Annotated in this window: 9 protein-coding genes, 1 tRNA gene and 1 pseudogene; 8 read left to right on the top strand and 3 right to left on the bottom strand. The window is 60.1% G+C overall.

The genetic code is table 11. The features are described 5' to 3' along the window. Positions 1–2: 2 nt before the first annotated feature. On the bottom strand, positions 3–752 hold the full coding sequence (locus tag HNQ99_RS10600) for a queuosine precursor transporter (RefSeq protein WP_184475615.1): 750 nt from the start codon (positions 750–752) through the stop codon (positions 3–5). Between the two features lie 60 nt (positions 753–812). Here HNQ99_RS10600 and HNQ99_RS10595 point away from each other — a divergent pair. Next, positions 813–889 (top strand) — tRNA-Arg (locus HNQ99_RS10595). A gap of 202 nt (positions 890–1,091) precedes the next feature. Next, entirely contained in the window at positions 1,092–1,880 is a 789-nt protein-coding gene (locus HNQ99_RS10590) for a glycosyltransferase family 25 protein (RefSeq protein ID WP_184475614.1), read from the top strand. A 12-nt stretch (positions 1,881–1,892) separates the two neighbouring features. Here HNQ99_RS10590 and HNQ99_RS10585 read toward each other — a convergent pair whose 3' ends face one another. Beyond that, entirely contained in the window at positions 1,893–3,059 is a 1,167-nt protein-coding gene (locus HNQ99_RS10585; RefSeq protein ID WP_184475613.1) for a M20 aminoacylase family protein, read from the bottom strand. An 86-nt stretch (positions 3,060–3,145) separates the two neighbouring features. After that, positions 3,146–4,620, bottom strand: a pseudogene (locus HNQ99_RS10580) (NAD-dependent succinate-semialdehyde dehydrogenase). Positions 4,621–4,912: 292 nt separating this feature from the next. Between HNQ99_RS10580 and HNQ99_RS10575 the strand changes: the two are divergent. From HNQ99_RS10575 to HNQ99_RS10550, 6 genes are all read left to right on the top strand, one after another. Further along, positions 4,913–7,969, top strand: coding sequence for a CHAT domain-containing protein (locus HNQ99_RS10575; protein WP_184475612.1), 3,057 nt, complete (start codon positions 4,913–4,915; stop codon positions 7,967–7,969). Between the two features lie 26 nt (positions 7,970–7,995). After that, a complete protein-coding gene (locus HNQ99_RS10570; protein ID WP_184475611.1) occupies positions 7,996–9,945 on the top strand; it encodes an adenylate/guanylate cyclase domain-containing protein in 1,950 nt (649 codons plus the stop codon). Continuing rightward, a complete protein-coding gene (locus HNQ99_RS10565) occupies positions 9,932–10,708 on the top strand; it encodes a hypothetical protein (RefSeq protein WP_246414897.1) in 777 nt (258 codons plus the stop codon). Before HNQ99_RS10570 ends, HNQ99_RS10565 begins: the two co-directional genes overlap by 14 nt. Positions 10,709–10,915: 207 nt before the next feature. Beyond that, a complete protein-coding gene (locus HNQ99_RS10560) occupies positions 10,916–12,649 on the top strand; it encodes a ShlB/FhaC/HecB family hemolysin secretion/activation protein (RefSeq protein ID WP_184475610.1) in 1,734 nt (577 codons plus the stop codon). Beyond that, the gene (locus tag HNQ99_RS10555; protein WP_184475609.1) at positions 12,649–16,854 is read left to right on the top strand and encodes a beta strand repeat-containing protein; all 4,206 of its coding nucleotides are present in this window, start codon (positions 12,649–12,651) and stop codon (positions 16,852–16,854) included. The genes HNQ99_RS10560 and HNQ99_RS10555 overlap by 1 nt, the downstream gene beginning before the upstream one ends. Before the next feature lie 106 nt (positions 16,855–16,960). After that, positions 16,961–18,367, top strand: a complete 1,407-nt coding sequence (locus HNQ99_RS10550) for a cytochrome c family protein (RefSeq protein WP_246414895.1) — start codon at positions 16,961–16,963, stop codon at positions 18,365–18,367. Positions 18,368–18,369 lie beyond the last annotated feature (2 nt).

Below are 18,369 nucleotides of genomic sequence, written 5' to 3'. Positions count from 1 at the left end.
CGTCAAACCTTCGTCCTGAAGGGTGTGAAATCTGTGCCTCTGTCGAACACATCGACACCCTCCTGGCGTTTAAGCGCGCCCACCACTGCATAGGTGACAGGCGTCAGCGCCGCTTCCCAGCCCGTCTTCAAAATGAACTGACTGAGCATGACCAGCAAGATCTGGTCGGTCGGCCAGCCCGGCGCACCATAAAAGGCGAGCGGATAGAAGATCAGACTGTCAAAGCCCTGACCTACAATCGTTGAACCAATGGTGCGGGTCCATAGATATTTGCCATTAGTCCATAATTTCATCCGGGCCATCACGAAACTGTTCATAAATTCGCCTACGCAGAAGGCGGTGAGGGAGGCGAACACTATGCGCGGCACCTGTCCGAACACGGACTCATAGGCCGCTTGTCCGTCCCAATCGGCGGCGGGGGGCAGGGCCACAACCACGTAGCTCATGACGGCCATGAACAGCGTGGCGGCAAATCCGGCCCAGATGCACCGCCGCGCCCGCGCATAACCATATACCTCGGTCAGGACGTCCCCGATGATATAGCTGACCGGAAAGAAAAGGATGCCCGCCCCGAACGGCCACAGCCCGATCAATGGCAAATCCACCACTGCCCGCTTGCCCGCGCCGAGCACGTTGGACAGCAGCAAGACGGTGACGAACGCCGCCATGACAAAGTCGAAGTAGCGGAAATGCCGGCCTTTCAGCGCGGAAGCGTCAAGGGTGGCGAGCGAGGAGGAGGGATTTTCAGTCATTCACTGTGAATATCCCGGTTTTCACGCTTTGCAATCCGCGCTATGCCCCGCCCAGCAACGGGCCCCGTAGCTCAACTGGATAGAGCACCTGCCTTCTAAGCAGGATGTTGCGTGTTCGAGTCACGCCGGGGTCACCATTGATTGCTTTTCAATAATTTATCTAATTCTTCTACAATTCAGAATTGGAACGCCGCTGCGACCGATTAGTCAAAGATATGCCGCCTACACAGTGAAGGAGACACTGATAAAGTTGCCGCGCATATTGCTATGACCTTTGGTTTGGTTCACAATACAAATTCCGCTTGGGGGTTGCGTAGGAGGTAACCACCATAGTTAGTTATGGCGGACAGAGATTATTTAGTTCAACTCCTTGTTATTTCGAACCCTGGTGCCCTTGAGCGCCGAAAGGCCTTCATTGCTAGAGCCCGAAAAATCAATGTGCCCTGGCGGTTCTTCGATGCGCGAACCGGTCTTCCAGAAGGTCTCCGCTATGATGCGGACGCTGTAGAGAGGAACAAGGGCCGACAACTCACAAAAGGCGAGATTGGCTGCTATTCAAGCCATTATGCGATTTGGCAGGATATGGTGCGCCAAAACACGCCCCAATGCATCATCCTTGAAGACGACACCCTCGTGGACTGGGCTTTTCTTTCAGAGCTCGCTTCGCTGGACTTTGCTGCGATGAAAATTCCATACATGCGGCTTTACAGCAAGAAGCCGGGGTTCTTCAGAGTTGTAGAGTGGCGTTTTCTGAATCGTTCCCGAAGCCTTATTGAGTATATGGGATATGTCTATGGCACACAGGCTTACGTTATAACGCAGGAAGGCGCGCGCGCGTTTCTCAGCGCCTGTGCAATTATCCAAAGGCCATTGGACGATCAAATGGACCGCAGCTGGGAACATGGCATCCGCAATTTGGCGCTGTTTCCAGCCCCGATTATCGAAGAGCATGTCCCGTCCATCATTGGTGACACAAGGTTTCAAACAGAGAAGAGCGCTTTATATTACCATCCGCGCCAGCGATTGCGTCGGTGGCTCGAGCGGCAGACTATAAGAGTGAGAAGGCTAGGATTTTTGTTGAAGGTGGCGATCGGCGTCATACCCGTAGCGCTATATTGGGAAATGTAGTTTGGACGCGGATCAGACGGAAAGTAGCTGCTCCGCCAGTGTCACATGCCAGTTCAGTCCGGTGGCAAGCACGTCATCGTTGAAATCATAGCGCGGATGGTGAAGGGGCACGCTGCTTTTGCCCCGCCCTTGCCCCAACCAGGAATAGGCACCCTTTCTTGCTTGAAGCATGAAGGAAAAATCCTCTGCCGTGAAGGCGGGATCGGGAGCGACATGGGCATGGCCGCAGACGCACGCTGCCGCCGCCAAGGCCTTCGCCGCCGCTTCGGGATCATTGATCGTGGCCGGGTAAGAGCGGTCGTAAGTCACCTTTGCCCTGGTCCCGCTGGCAAGCGCGACGCCCTCTGCAATCTGCCGCAGGGCCGCTTCGACGATGTCCTGCACGGCAGGATCGAAGCTGCGGACCGTGCCGCTGACGGCGACGCTGGGTGGCAGGACGTTATGAGCATGCCCCCCATGGATTTGTGTGATCGACAGCACGGCCGGTCGCGTCGGAGGGATGCGTCGGGCGACAATGGTATTGAGCTGCCCCACAAGGTCGCTTGCGGCCAGGATGGCGTCGGGCGTGTGGTGTGGCATGGCGGCGTGTCCGCCCTTGCCCTGCAGCACGATTTCAAACCTGTCCGCCGCCGCCATGATCGGGCCGGGGCGAGTTGCCGCCGTTCCCGCTGGCAGATCGGGCCAATTGTGAAGGGCATAGACTTCATCGGCCGGAAATCGGTCGAAGAGCCCGGCCTCGATCATCGCCCGGGCACCCGCCTGTCCTTCTTCAGCGGGCTGGAAGATAAAGTAAACCGTGCCGTCGAACCGCTTCGTCCGTGCTAGGTGCCGGGCAGCACCCAGCAACATCGCCACATGCCCGTCATGACCGCAGCCATGAAAGACACCTGGCTTGCAGCTTGCATAGGGAAGTCCGGTCTCCTCATGGATCGGCAACGCATCCATGTCGGCGCGCAGGCCGATGGAGCGATCGGAGCTTCCGGACTTCAGCACGCCGACAAGGCCGGTTCCACCAATGCCGGTAAAAACCTCTATCCCTTCGATGCCTTGCAATGCTTCTGCGATCCGTGAGGCGGTGCGGAACTCCTCGAAGCCGAGCTCGGGATGAGCATGCAGGTCACGACGGAACGCCACCAGGGGATCGATCAGGTCGTCGAGGACGTGTTCGGTTATAGCCATGGGAAAAGCTTAGCTTTTCTGCTGCTCGCCGAACAGCCCTGTTAAGGCATCGGCGCGTAGTCCCGTGCTCGTCCCGTGTAGCGCCGTTATGACTCCGCGCTTTTCAGGCCGGCTATGTGGAAGGTCTTGATCTCCAGATATTCCTCGATCCCGGCTTGTCCGCCTTCCCGGCCCAGGCCCGACAGCTTCACGCCGCCAAAAGGCGCCATTTCCATGGAAACCGAACCGGTGTTCAGCGCCACCATCCCGGCCTCCAGCCGTTCAGCGACGCGGAAGGCGCGGTGGAGGTTGTCCGTATAGAAATAGGAGGCAAGGCCAAAGGAGGTGGCGTTGGCCATTTCGATGGCCTCATCTTCATGGCTGAAACGGAACAGAGGCGCGACCGGGCCGAACGTTTCTTCGCTGGCCAACCGCATGTCCTGCTTTGCGCCGGTCAGCACCATGGGGGTAGCATAGCGGGCGGGATCGAGATCGGTGGCCACACTGGCGTAAATCTTCGCGCCATGGGAGAGCGCATCTTCGACATGCTCATGCACTTTCTGTGTAGCCGACTTATTGATGAGCGGCCCTATGGTCGTGCCGGGCGCGTTGCCCGGGCCGACTTTCAGCGCTTCGACCTTCCGCGCCAGCCTTGCCGCGAAGTCATCATATACGCTGTCCTGCACCAGGATGCGATTGGCGCAGACGCAGGTTTGGCCGGCATTGCGAAACTTGCTCATCATCGCGCTTTCGACCGCGATGTTAAGATCGGCGTCGTCGAAGACGATGAGGGGCGCATGCCTCCCAGTTCCAGGCTCAGCCGTTTGACGGTGTCGGCGCACTGCTTCATCAACAGCGATCCAATCCGCGTCGATCCTGTGAAAGAGAGCTTGCGGACCATGGGGTTGGAGGACATCTCCGCCCCGATTGCCTGCGCCGAACCAGTGACGACATTGACAACACCGGCAGGAAAGCCCGCCTTCGCCGCCAACCGGGCCAAGGCAAGCGCCGTGAAGGGAGTCGACTCCGACGGCTTCACCACTATCGGGCAGCCGGACGCCAAGGCAGGCGCGCATTTGCGCGTGATCATCGCTGCCGGAAAGTTCCAGGGCGTAATCGCTGCCGCAACGCCGACTGGCTCTTTCATGATCAGGATACGGCGGTCGGACGTGGGGGCAGGAACGGAAGAGCCGACCACTCTTCGGCCTTCTTCCGCGAACCATTTGATGAAGCTCGCCGCATAGCGAATCTCGCCCTCCGCCTCGGCAATGGGCTTGCCCTGCTCCGCAGTCATGATTCGGCCAAGGTCGCCGATATTCGCCATGATGAGGTCATACCAGCACTCAAGGAGGACCGCCCGCTCCCCGGCTGGTAGCGTCCGCCATGGGCCAAAGGCTGCATTGGCGGCATCAATTGCGCTGCGGGTGTCGGAACCATCGCAGTTGGGAATATGGCCGATCACCTCGCCTGTGGCCGGGTCCTCGACGGCAATGGTCGCCCCCGATGCAGCGGGCCGCCATTCGCCATTTATATAGGCCCGGTCGGCAAAAAGACTGGGGTCGGATAATTTGGGAACGGCCATCGAACTCACCTTATATTGACGAAACTCAGCCTAAGGATAGTTGCCAAAATCCATAGTCAGAGTTCCTGCTTACCATGCGGCCAACGCTGGAGATGCCGTTTTTTTCCGCCTTGATATAAGTGGTTCTGCGCCGATTGCCGTTACGGTTTGGGTCCCTAAGCTCTTGCTCGGCAAGGCGCGAGACTGTAGCACCGACCGGGGCCTCAAACGAAAATAGCAAGCGCCGTACCGGCGGGCTCCGGCAAAGCATATGGGGGACATTGTGCGACTGCGCCTGGTTCATGCGGCCTTTATGGCTTCCGCTTCATTCGCCAGCCCGCTCTGGGCGCAGGACATAAGGCCAAGCTTGGCCGACAGCTTCCGCCTCGGTAGCGGCGGCGGCGTGCTTTGCCAGGCGCAAAGCCAATCGTCGGATCCTGCGGTCCAGGGAATGTTCGACCGAACGTGGATGCTGGTCTGCCGCGATGCGGCGCAGCCTGTGGGTCAGCTTTACGCATTGCGCAATGGTGGCGGAGACCTTCAGGCGCGGCTGATCGCCAGCCGTAAGCAGGATGTCAGTTGCGACCCGCCAGCTAGGACGCAGATTGCAGGCCTGGGCGATGTAACCTCCCGCCAGTGTCGGCTGCCTGGAGCGAAGCTTGGCTATGTCGTTCACGAATATCGCGCCGGCAAGGTCACCTATGCCGTGCAAGGATTTGAAAGCTATGACAGCGCTTTGCTATTGGCGTTGCGGACTATCGTTGCCGATAAGCCCGTTGATGGTCAGATAGCGATTGCCACCAGCGGTTCGGATGATCCCGCCGCTTTCGCCCGGTTGCAGGCGGGCACCCTGGATGCGCAAACATCGCTGGCCGAAGGCTACCGGCGCAATAACAGCGGCAATTACGCCGAGGCGGCGGAGTTTTTCGACACCTTGCAGGATCGGCTCGGGGACAATGATCTGGCGAGCGTGCCTTTTGCAGAGCGTGAAGCGCGCGGCCACGAATATTTGATCAACCAAGCGCTTCAGCTTTCGAACCTTAGCGAGTTCGACCAAGCCGATGCTCTGTTTGCACAAGCGTCCAAAATCGCGACCCGCGACAGGGTGCAACAACGCCTCCGCCGCAATTTTCTGGCGATGCACATGTTGAACCAGCGCCGATATGGCGACGCCGCAGCCATATTGGATCGCCCGCTGACGGCGGCCCCCAAAGCGAATCCGACCCCTGACGCTGCCGTCGAACTGACGCCGCAGCTTGCCGCCGAGATCAACAGCGGCGTCGCTTCAAAAACGTTGAGCCTGTCGCAGGACGTTCGTCTGACAGCGGACGAACGCGCGGCCATTATCGACGCGCAGGCCGGGCAGCTCCGGGGTACGTTGCTTCGGCTTCAGGGGAAGCCAAAAGAAGCCCGGTCGATGCTCGAACGGGCGCTGGGAGGCGCGATTGCGGTGCGCGGGGGGCGGGTTAGCTCCATCTCGCGTCTTCGTGCGCAACTGCTGGCCGAAATTGCCCTGACATATGAGGCGGAGGGTGACGCCGGCGCAGCGGACGACAGGCTTCGCCAAGCCCTGAAGCTGCTGGCGACGCAATATCCAGAGACCGCCGCCATGAACGGCGCGCGCGCAAGGCTTGCGTCTTTTCTGGTGCGGCAGAATCGAAATCGCGAAGCGCTGACGCTGTATCACGACATCGTCGCAAGCACCGCCGCTAATGGGTCCAGCGTAACGGGCATCGCCAACCAGCTTCAGCCCTATTTCAATGTGCTTGCTGCTGAAATCCCCTCCCGGCCAGAGCTGGTTGCTGACATGTTCCTGGCAAGCCAGCTTCTGGTGCGGCCGGGCGCTGCGGACACACTGGAAGTCCTTTCCCGTGAGCTTCAGGCCGGAGACAATGAAGCGGCCAGGCTTTTCCGGCAGTCCGTCTCCCTTTCCCGCGATATAGAGCGGGCAAGGATCGAATTGTCCCAGCTGGCGCTTGGGGGACAGGATGCAAGCGCCGTCCCCCTCATCGAAAGCGCTCGACAGAAGATCGCCGATCTTAGCCGGCAGCAGGTGGAAACTCAGGCCGCACTTGCTGCCTATCCGCAGTATCGCGCCGTTTCGCGGGAAACGGTGACGCTCGATGCCCTCCGCGCCACGCTGAAGTCCGGCGAGGCTTATATGAAGCTCGCTCGTGTCGGCGGTTCGCTGTTTGCCCTCTATGTGGATGGAACAGGTGCGACGGGATATCGCCTGCCGATCTCCAGCGCCGAACTGGAACGCAAGGTCGATGTTTTGCGCGAGACGATTTCCGCGGTCGTAGCGGGCGCGCAGACCACTTACCCCTTCGACGTGGAACTAGCCCGTTCGCTATATCTTGATCTGTTCGCTCCCGTGGACACGCGGCTTTCCTCGGTTAGGCATCTCATCTTCGAACCGGACGGCGCGATGCTGCGCCTGCCGCCCAATCTGCTGATATCGGATCAGGCAGGCGTCGATGCCTATCTCAAGCGCATTGAGGATCCCAATGCGGATGAATTCGACTTCCGGGATATCCAGTGGCTGGGCCGCAATCGAGCGATCAGCACGACGGTATCGGTGCGAGGCTTCCGGGACGCTCGCCTGGCCGGTGCGTCGCGCGGGACACGCAATTATCTGGGGTTGGGTCAAAATGCTCCGGTCCCGCACGCTACTCCAGCGGTAATGACGCGTCCGGTTTCCGGAACACCCGAAGCCCAATGCCAATGGCCGCTCGACGAATGGAACCGCCCGATCGCGGCCACCGAACTTCGGCAAGCCGCCAACCTATTGGGACCAGCCGGCACCGAGATAATGACGGACGTGGCTTTCACCGATAGTGCAATCATGGCGCGCACTGACCTTCGCGACTATCGCGTGCTGCACTTCGCGACCCACGGATTGGTCACTCCTCCTCATAGCGGATGCCCCGCGCGTCCGGCCTTGCTCACCTCCTTTGGCGGCGGCAATTCCGATGGCTTGCTGAACTTCAGCGAAATTTTTGATCTGAAGCTCGACGCCGACCTGGTCATATTGTCGGCATGCGACACGGCGGGGCAGGCAAGCAGGGAAGCAACTCGGGCGGCCGGTATCGGCACCGGCGGCGGCACTGCGCTCGACGGACTGGTGCGCGCATTCATCGGCGCTGGCGGCAGGGCCATCGTGGCGAGTCACTGGCCGGCTCCTGACGATTATAACGCGACAGAGCGCTTGATTGGCGGGCTGTTCGGACACGGGACCGGCGAAAGCATTGGTATTGCGCTGCAAAAGGCGCAATTGCCCCTGATGGACAGTGCCGAAACCTCACACCCCTTTTATTGGTCAGGTTTCGCGATCATTGGCGATGGCGCTCGGCCTTTGCTGGCTCAGTGAAATCCTTCCTTCGTCAGCCTGATCGAATGTTACGCAACATTGGCATAGGCCGTGTTGCGGGAACATTGCTGTTCGTGCTGCTTGGAGTGCTGGTGGCCCGATATAGCTGGTATCTTCCCTTCATCGGGCAGGCTGAACGGGCCTTTTATGATTTGCGCATGACCGCGACGGCGGCCCATGTCGAACAGGACGATCGCATAGTCATGATCGTCTATACGGACGATACGCTCATTGATACGAAGAAGCGTTCGCCGCTGGATCGCGCAACATTGGCGCGGGCGCTTGCCAATATCGACGCCTTGGAAGCGAAGGCAATCGGTATCGATATCCTCATAGATCAGCCGCAGGATGAGGATCAGCAGTTGCTGGCTGTATTCGCGGGATTGAAGACGCCGACCTTTCTCGCTTATGCCGACATCAATACCAATGCCGACAATATCGAATATCGCCAGCAGCAATTTTTAGACCAGTTCATGGCCCGCCTGAAAGGCACAAAGGTAAGCCCCGCGAGCATCCGGTTGGAGGTGGACGGCGACGGTGTCGCCAGAAGCTGGCCCGCACAGCCTTCAAATCTGCCGCCGCTGCTGGCCACGGCCATGGCAGGAAATAGCGCGTTTCAGGGCTACATGGGCAGTATCCGCTATCGCCTGCCGCTGTCGGAAGACCGGCCGGTCATAGCGTCCTTCCCCATCGATCTCTTCGCCAACCCCGACACCGCCGCCGCCTTTGCCGACCAGGTGAAGGGCCGCCATGTATTGATCGGCGGAGATATTGTCGATCTCGATCAGTTCGAAACACCGATGACGGCGATCACCGGGGATCGCATGATCGGGCTGGAGGTCCACGCCAACATACTCGCCCAATATCTGGATGGCGATCGTCCCGAACAGATGCCCGGAGTGGCTCTGTGGATGGCAGCCTTGCTGGCGGCAGCCGCGAGCATTCTTACCAGCCTGCTGGAGGGCAAGAACTGGAAAATTGCTCTGTTCATTCTTCTGCAGCTGGCATTTTTCGTCGCCTTGCCATTTTATCTACAGGCACATGGCACGGATACGCAGTTCCTGCCGGCGAGCGGCTGGGCGCTTGGCTGGTTCATCACCTATGCGGTGGTGGGTTCGGCGGCGCGCGCCGTGGGTTCCGAACAGCGCAAATTCGCTCAGTCGGCCTTGGGCAAATATCTGCCCCGGGACATTGCTCAGGAGATATTGAACGATCCGGAGCGCCTCGCCCTTCATGGCGAAAAACGGGATATTTTCGTCGTTTTCACGGACCTGGAAGGGTTCACCAAGCTGTCCCATGCCATCGAGCCGGAAATGGTGGCGAGCCTGCTGAACCGTTATCTCGACATGCTGAGCGATGTGGTGCTGGAATATGGCGGAACGATCGACAAATTCGTGGGCGATGCCGTCGTCGCCTTCTGGGGCGCTCCCATTTCCCGTCCTGACGATGGCGAACGCGCCGCCCGCGCCGCCTACGCCATGTGGCAAGCAGGCGAAGCCTTCCGCGCCGACATCCCCGACGGAGTGCCGCCAATAGGCCGGACTCGCGTGGGCCTGCATTTCGGGGAGGCAATCGTTGGAAATTTCGGGGGTGAGGGTCGTATCCAGTATACAGCGCTGGGTGACAGCATGAACACGGCGGCAAGGCTGGAGGCTGCAAACAAGCAACTTGGCTCCAGCGTCATCGCCAGCCGCGAGGCGGTGGAGCGATCCAGTCTCGGCTGGTGGCGGCCCATGGGACGGGTGGTGCTTCGCGGACGGGCAACGCCGGTCGACATCTTCGAACCAAGACCGGACCTCGACATTAGTGACCTCGATCACATCCGGGCGATGATGAATCAGTTATCAACCAACAGGAGCGGCGCCGTCACAGAACTTTCGGCTTATGCCGAACGCCATGTGGATGACGCCGCCCTGGCCAATCTGCTATACCGTCTTGAGCACGGTGAGGCTGGAGGGGAATATGTTCTCGACTAAGATGTTCCGAATCAACTCATTGAAACCATTTGTCTTCGGCGTGGCCCTGCTTGCCTTTCCCAGCGGTGCGGTACTGGCTGAGACTATCGTGGTGAAGGCCGCCGGACCTTCGGCGGGCAGCTATCCGCCGGGCAGGAAGATCGCGGATAACAGCATGATCGCGCTAAAGGCGGGAGATGTGCTGACGGTGCTCGACGGACGCGGTACGCGCACCTTGAAGGGCCCTGGCAACTTCAACACCAGCGCTGCTTCCAGCACCGCCGGCGACACCCGCAACAGCCTGGCCGGCCTTCTTGGAACGCAGCGGATTCGGCGTGCCCGTACCGGCGCGGTGAGAGGCGGCGCTGACGCAGGAAAAATGCCGCGCAGTCCCAATCTTTGGTATGTGGATATCAGCCAAAGTTCAAAGGTCTGCGTGCCTGATCCCGCCAATGTCCAGCTTTGGCGGCCGGATTTGACGCAGGCTCTGTTGGTGACGGCGCGAGACGATAAAAACGGACTCAGCGCCACCATCGCTTTCGAAAAAGGACAGTTTCGTGCCGCCTGGCCCGCCGCATTGCCGGTGACGGATGGGGGCAGCTATCATTTAAGCTGGGGCGGTCCCGACAAGCCGGTCAAGATCAGCTTTGCGGTACTGGGGCCGCAAAGCGAGGGGCTTGAAAGCATGGCATCGATGCTGATCAGCCGCGGCTGCGAGGCGCAACTGAACCTTTTGGTCGATACCGTCGCGCTACCCGATGCGCAGCCCATTCCTGAGGGGTAGGGGTCACATGAAAAAGCGACGGAATTCAGGCTGTTTGCTTGCATGAAAACCGCTTCGCTGATAGCAGGGCCGAAGCAAAAAAGCCGTGCTAAAGCGGTACTTCCATGACCAGATAATGATGGCGTGATCAATCATCCGGCTCCTTCTGGGGTAGGTTTGGGGCATAGAGCCGGCCGCAAAAATGCGGCGGACGAAAGGGGAATTTTTATGGGCTTTGCCCGTTCACTGGCCTGTGTTCTGCTGGGCCCCGCGTTATTGCCGACAACTCTCATGGCGCAGACAAGCGGCGCTCCCACGCGCGAAGAAATCGAGCGTGGACGTCCGCCCCTGGCCGCTCCGCTGCCTCCGGCGCGGGTAACGGTGGAAGGTGACATCGAACGCGCCCCATGCCCGCTGGCCGATCCTCAATATGCCAAGATGACGGTCACTCTATCGGCAGTCCAGTTCGAAGGGCTTCAGGGCCTTTCCCCGGAGATGCTGCGCCCGGCCTGGGAAGGACAGACGGGGCGGGAGATCCCGATAGCGGCGCTGTGCGACATCCGGGACAGCGCCGCGACCATCCTTCGGGAGGGGGGGTATCTGGCGGCTATCCAGGTTCCGCCCCAACGTATCGAGAAAGGGGGCGTCGTACGCTTTGACGTGCTGCTCGCGAAACTTGTTGGCGTGCAAGTGCGTGGCGATGCCGGCCGTGGCGAAAAGCTGATCGCAGCGCATCTGGAGGCGATCAAGGACCGCCCGCTCTTCAACATCCATGAGGCGGAGCGTCACTTACTGCTTGCCGGGGACCTTCCCGGCTATGATGTCCGTCTTACTCTTCGGCCCGCCAATACTGCTCCTGGTGAGGTGGTCGGCGAAGTTCTGGTCACAAGGCAGCGGTTTCAGGTTGATGCGAATGTCCAGAATTACGGCTCCAACGACACTGGCCGCTGGGGCGGATTGGCGCGGGTGCAGGTCAATGACCTCACTGGCCTGGGCGACATGACGACGTTCAGTATCTTCAACACCGCCGATGTGTCCGAACAGACCGTGCTGCAGGCGGGGCACAGCTTTTTTGTTGGTCATGACGGTCTTCGCCTGACCGGCGATCTCACCTACGCCTGGACCAATCCGGATATCGGCCTGGATATTAAATCGCAGACCCTGATCGCAGGCTTGGCGGGCAGTTATCCACTGATCCGGCGTCAGTCGCAGAACCTTCTCGGTACGCTGGGCTTTGAATTCGTCGACCAGAAAGTCGATTTCGGCCCAATTCGGCTGAGCAAGGACAAGCTTCGCGTTCTCTATGCCCGGCTGGATTATGACATCATCGACAGCGCCAGTTTGGGCAGCACTATCGGCTATAGCGGGGCCGAGCCACGGTGGCGTGCCGGTGGTTCGGTCGAGGCGCGGCACGGATTGTCGATTTTCGATGCCAGCAAGCCGGGAAGCCTGACCGCCAAACCAGAGGCTGATCCCACCGCGCTCGTATTGAGAGCGACGGCCTATGGCGAATATCGCCCCACGCCAAAGCTGACTTTCAGCCTGTCTCCCCGTTTCCAATACAGCCCCGATCCGCTGCTCAGCTATGAGGAGATGTCCGCGGGCAATTACAGTTTCGGCCGCGGCTATGATCCAGGCACGATCATTGGCGACAGCGGCATCGGCCTGCAGGCGGAGGTCCGCTATGGCAGCATCATGCCCAAGGGCGTCAATGCCCTTGCTTTCCAGCCCTTCGCCTTTTTCGACGCTGGCTGGATCTGGAACGAGGACAGTGCCTTTGCCGGACTTGATCCGCAAAAGCTCTACTCTGCCGGGGGAGGCATCCGTGGCGCCTGGGGCAATCACGCGCGGGTGGACCTGACATTGGCCGTTCCGATGGAACGGACAGGATTTTTGAACAGGCGGGGTGACCCCCGGCTGTTGCTGTCCGTGACGACCAAGCTTGTTCCGTGGAGGCAATAATGATGCGGTCCGCTCTTTTCCAGTCCCGCAACCGCAAGGCTGCTGCGCTGCTCAATGGCTGCGCTCTCGCCCTCGCGCTTTCAACGCTGGCCAAGGCGCCGCAGGCGCAGGGTCAGGCTTTCCAGGGCACTCCTACGATTGTCAGCGGTTCCGTCAGCATCAGTCAGGGAAGCACCGTCGACACCATCACCCTTGGCAGCAGCCAGGCGGTGATCGATTGGCAGCCTTCCGACACGGCGGGTACAGGGACGGTCAACTTCCTGCCCAATGGCTCTACAGCGATTTTTCAGGACCCTTCCGGATCGACCAATTTTACCGTTCTCAATCGTATCCTGCCGGTGGATGGCGGCGGTAATCCTACGCTTCGCCCGGTCGCATTCAACGGCACGGTTCAATCGCAGCTGGGCAATGGTCCAGGCGGCGCCGTCTGGTTCTATTCTCCCGGCGGCATCATTGCCGGACCAACGGCGGTATTTGACGTGGGATCGCTTGTCCTTACAACCAATGCGATCGACACATCGGGGCCTGGCTTGTTTGGCGCTGGCGGCGAGATCCGCTTCGCGGGCACTTCCGGAAGTACTTCTCGCGTCACGATTCAGCCGGGCGCTCAGATCAACGCGTTGGCGGCGGGGAGTTATGTGGCGCTCGTGGCTCCATTGGTCGAACAGAGAGGCACGGTGAATGTCAATGGCTCTGTCGCCTATGTCGGGGCAGAAGCCGCGAACATCACTATAAATAACGGTCTGTTCGACATTTCGATAGGGACTGGTACGACCAACGCCAATGGTGTCATCCACACCGGCACGACGAACCTCACCCCAGACGCCGGTCCGCAGCGGGCTTTCCTCGCGGCGGTTCCGAAGAACAGCGCCCTTACAATGCTGCTTACGGGAAATTTCGGTTATTCACCGGCAGCGTCTGCGGCGACGCAGGACAGCGCGGTAATCTTGTCGGCTGGACATGATATTCTCGGCGGCCAGTCGTTGGGCATCCGGAATAGCACCACCAGCGCCAATGCCAATATTTCGATCGGCAACAGCAGCTTTGTTTCGAATGTCGATGGCCGGGCGTCAGGCTCCACGACCGTCAATCCGACTAGCTCTGGCACCATTAGCTTCGGTGGAAATGCGAACTTCAAGGCGGTTACATCCATTACCGCCGGGGTCGATAGCGGCGAAACCATCGATGTTACCGGCGATCTGTCGCTGGATGCTGGATTTGCTGGAGTGGGCGGGATTTCCACCCTCTTTGCCAATGGCACCGGCCAAGTCACCGTTGGCGGCGCGCTGACGCTTGGCAGCAGCGCGACTGGGCTGGATAATTTTGCAACCGGCGGGACCGGAGGCAACGCGACGGGCGGCACTTCGGAAATCCGCACCGATGGCGGCGATATATCGGCTGCCAATATACAATTATTCTCTACCGCCACGGCCGGTGTAGGGGAGGGGAGTTCAGGGGATGCCACCGGCGGCACTGTCCGCATCGCAATGACGGGCGGCACCGTCAGCGCTGGCGACCTGCAAATGGACGTCTCAGCGGGTACGCAATTTTCTTCATTGCCGATTCCCATCAATGGCGGCAGCAATGCTGGCGGCACGGCCCAGATCAGCGTGAATGGCGGTACGCTTAACCTCGACACCATGTCCATTTTCGCGCGCGCCAGCGGCGGGAATGCAGAGCCGGGCGGTATCGCGGGCGCTGCCAACGGTGGCGACGTCAACATTTCCACAAGCAATCTCGGTCAGTTCATCCTCACCGGATGCGCGAACGGCAATTGCGAGATCACCGCCCAGGCTGAGGGAGGGCGAGGGCCGGTGGGCGGCAACGGCACCGGCGGCGATATCGTAATAACCGCGCAGGATGGTATTTTCGCGTCGGACGGACCGATTTTCATTTCCGCCAACGGTTATGGCGGCAGCGAACTGACTGGCGGAACGGCTGGAAATGGCACGGGCGGATCGGTGCTGCTGGAATTACTGACCGGAGGCTCGAACAGCGCCGCAATGACGTTTGGCGACCTTAGCATCAGCGCCGATGGCATAGGCATGCCGGGCGAATATTTTGGCGAGGGCGTCGGCGGAACCGGTCGGGGCGGTTCGGTACGTATCGATGTGCTGAGTGGCTTGCTCAGCGCTCAGTCGATCTCGATGACAGCGGACGGCCTTGGCGGAGAAGCGGGAGAAAGCCCCGGTCCTGCGGCCTTTATCGCGGGCAGTGGATTTGGCGGCCAGGCAATATTCAACCTGAATGGCGGTTTCGCCGACATTGTCGGTTTGTTGGAGATTTCGGCCATCGGAACCGGTGGTTTCGCACGCGCTCCCAGCTCCGCCGGTAACCTCATGAGCCCCGGCGGAGTCGGCACAGGTGGCACATCGCAATTGATTCTGGCGGATGGAACCCTGAGCGCGGGCGACATCAGTGTCGATGCGTCTGGCCGGGGCGGCAACACCGACGCGGTGACCGACGACAACGCGACGTCGGGAGGCGCTGGGTTCGGCGGAACCGCGCAAGTTGATCTCAACGCCGGAGCCAGCCTGACCACAACCTCCCTGGAAATCTTGGCCAATGGTCAGGGCGGCATCGGCGGCGATAGTTTCGGCTTCGGCAATAGCGGCTCTGGTGGTGATGGCCTTGGAGGTTTGGCGTCATTCGACGCACAAGATGCGAGCTATACTGTTGGGGCGCTGACCCTGGAATCTGAAGGTATTGGCGGCGCGGCTGGTACGGGCGGCAGCGGCCTCTCCGGAACGGTTGGGAACGGCACGGGCGGCTTCGTGCGTGTCACCAACGCCGATACCGCTGCCGCAACCGGCGCACGCGCGCTTGGCAGTTTGACCCTCGATGTCAGCGGCTCAGGAATGACCATTCGTTCCGGACGTATGGAAATCAGTGACACCGCAAGCTTCGCCGGGGGCAGTCTTGCGACCGGAAACCTGACGGCAATGGGCCTTGGTTCCGCCGCCAACGCCAGCTCCGGTTTCTACTATACCAGCCGGGGTAACGTTACGCTTGATGCCGTCTCTGCCCCTGTCATCGACATCGACGCCCTGGGTACCGCAACCGTAAACGGGCTCCTTTCCGGCAATGGCATCTCCATAGCTTCATCCGACATCGTCATCGGTTCGGGCGCGCAAATTGGATCCAGGATCGGGACGGTTTCGCTCGAACTCGCGAATAATGACGACAGTCGCCCGACCTATATGGGGGGCTTGGACAATAGCAGCGGCTACAGCCTGTCGGCCGCCGAAATGCTGCGGCTCTTTTCCAACGCGATCAGCATCACCGGACCGCGGCTGGCGGCGTCCAGCACCGCCGATCTGATAGTCGATGGCTTCACATTGGGAGCGGGAAGCGGCGGTAATTTGGGCCCCAGCGGCATCCTGTCCATTTCGACGCCGGGCAAGCTGCGGGTCGTTGGTGCGGTTAGGCTTACCGATTTCAACGCCGGCAATCTGTTTGACCTGACCGCAGGTGACACTCTGGAGGTTATCGCCGGTCTAGGCTCGATCGATATGCGAAACGTTAATGGCGGGCTTACCGGCCTCCTGCGGCTTGCTTCAGACGATGTGATTGTCGCAACCGCCGCCGCAATCACCGATGTCGGGAATGCGGCCACCATGGGTATGATCAATAACAGGCTCGCCTTGAACGATGGCGTGGTGCTTGATGAAGGAGCTTTAAGGGCCGGCACCATCAGCTTCGACATCGCCAATGGGCTTTATATTCAAAATCTTGGTGCTTCAGACGCCATAGCGGATCGGCGTGGCTTTACAGCGAACAACATCATCATAAGCGCCGAAACCGACCGAACGCGCATCGCCATAAATGGCCGCCTGGTCGGAAGCAGCGGCAGTTTTGTGAGCGGTGCCGACGTTATACCGGCGACCAGCGTCAGCGGAGGTTTCGATCCGCGTTCGACGATCAATGGCTGTTTCATCGCTAATCCGTCGTTATGTGGCGCGGTGACGGGCATTGATGACGGTTTGACACCTCCCCCGCATGATGAGATCAGAGAGCCGCTTGATCCGGCTGACACCGGCACCCCATCCGACCTTTTCCCGACGATTGTCGTTGAGTTGAAGGACTTCCAGCCTTTCGGCTATCCGCCTCTGATCGACGAGCCTGTAACGGGTGCGGGCAATGACGATCTGTGGATGCCGAGCTGCGATGGAGCCGCGGAAACCAGCGGTTGTGCACAGCATTAAGGAACTGACGGGGCTCGCAAAAAACTTGAAACCGATGACCCGACCCGGCAATAGGCCGGATGAACGGGCCGAAGAGAATAAGTGTCCGGTCAGGGGGAATTACGCAATGCCATCGGGGAGCGACGCTGAAAACCATCGCGGGATCTGGGCGATGGCCTGTGTCCTCTTGGTATTGGCGGCGGCCATTGTCTTCACAGGCGCGGCGCCCTCGGTAGCCCCGGTCGTTGCCGCGACGTCGAATGAAGGCAATATTCACCTTGGTGTCGCCTCCTGTGCGGGAACGACTTGCCATGGCCGAATGGAGGCCGATGGCAAGATCGTGCGTCAGGATGAACTGATGCGATGGCAGGAGCCTTCCACGCCGGGGGGCGCACACAGCCGGGCCTTCGCTGTCCTCTCCAGCGGCCGCAGCCGCGAAATCGCGCGCAATCTGGGCATTGGCGACGCCAGTTCCTCGCCCATGTGCCTTGGCTGCCACGCCGACCCTGCACCGGCCGGAAAGCGCGGCGCACGTTTTCAGCTGTCCGACGGGGTTGGATGCGAAGGCTGCCATGGCGGCGCATCTGGATGGATATCGAGCCATTATGCGGTTGGCGCTACCCACGCCGCAAATGTTGAGCGAGGCATGACCCCTCTTGAAAACCCAAGAGCCCGGGCATCTGCCTGCCTCGATTGTCATTTCGGCAGCTCCAAAGGAGGCCAGTTCGTAACCCACAGGATCATGGCGGCCGGGCATCCCCGTATCAGCTTTGAGCTCGATCTTTTCTCAACGCTGCAGCAGCACCATGACGAGGATGCCGATTATATCCGTCGGAAGGGGCGATCGGACAATCTCCGCATGTGGGCGGTAGGGCAGACGATCGCGCTCCAGCGCTCGCTTTCGCTTTATACCGACCATGAGCTTGGTAATGACGGCGTATTCCCGGAATTCTACTTCTTCGACTGCCATAGCTGCCACCGGCCGATCTATGACGGCGACAAGGCGACACGGACGTTTGTTGACAATCCCGGACGGCCGATACCAGGCGGCATGCCGCCCTATAATGACGAGAATATGATCATGCTTTCGGCCGCGGCGAAAGTGGCGGCTCCGGCGCTGGCCTCGCGCTTTGACACCGATAGCCGTGCTTTTCATGCAGCTTTGGCCAAGGATCGCGCTTCGGCGGTGGGCGCGGCGAGCCAGTTGCGACAGACCGCTGCGGCGCTGACAGAGGCATTCAGCTCAGCGACGTTCGGCAGAGACAAGACCTTCGCCATCATCGAGGCGCTGGCGGGCAACGCCATTTCTCCCCGCTTTACCGACTATGAAGGGTCCGTGCAGGCGGTAATGGCGGTCGACACTCTGCTCAACGCGCTGGTCAAATCGGGTCAAGTCACCCTGGGCGCGGCGGCAGGCATCCGGGCCAATGTAAATCGCGCCTATACGGCCGTGAAAGATCCCAATGCTTATCGTCCAGGCGAGTTCCGGGCGGCCTTGGCCAGCGCGGCGGCAAGCATAAGGGCGCTTAGATGAAA

The sequence above is a fragment of the Rhizorhapis suberifaciens genome (genome assembly GCF_014200045.1).
Classification (GTDB): domain Bacteria; phylum Pseudomonadota; class Alphaproteobacteria; order Sphingomonadales; family Sphingomonadaceae; genus Rhizorhapis; species Rhizorhapis suberifaciens.
The sequence above is the reverse complement of the archived record's forward strand: the minus strand, read 5'-3'. Positions and strand labels throughout refer to the sequence as shown.

Coding starts and splice junctions, on each gene's coding strand:
- HNQ99_RS10585 (WP_184475613.1), bottom strand. CDS start 3,059: ATGGCTATAACCGAACACGTCCTCGACGACCTGATCGATCCCCTGGTG.
- HNQ99_RS10575 (WP_184475612.1), top strand. CDS start 4,913: ATGGCTTCCGCTTCATTCGCCAGCCCGCTCTGGGCGCAGGACATAAGG.
- HNQ99_RS10590 (WP_184475614.1), top strand. CDS start 1,092: ATGGCGGACAGAGATTATTTAGTTCAACTCCTTGTTATTTCGAACCCT.
- HNQ99_RS10555 (WP_184475609.1), top strand. CDS start 12,649: ATGATGCGGTCCGCTCTTTTCCAGTCCCGCAACCGCAAGGCTGCTGCG.
- HNQ99_RS10570 (WP_184475611.1), top strand. CDS start 7,996: ATGTTACGCAACATTGGCATAGGCCGTGTTGCGGGAACATTGCTGTTC.
- HNQ99_RS10600 (WP_184475615.1), bottom strand. CDS start 752: ATGACTGAAAATCCCTCCTCCTCGCTCGCCACCCTTGACGCTTCCGCG.
- HNQ99_RS10565 (WP_246414897.1), top strand. CDS start 9,932: ATGTTCTCGACTAAGATGTTCCGAATCAACTCATTGAAACCATTTGTC.
- HNQ99_RS10550 (WP_246414895.1), top strand. CDS start 16,961: ATGCCATCGGGGAGCGACGCTGAAAACCATCGCGGGATCTGGGCGATG.
- HNQ99_RS10560 (WP_184475610.1), top strand. CDS start 10,916: ATGGGCTTTGCCCGTTCACTGGCCTGTGTTCTGCTGGGCCCCGCGTTA.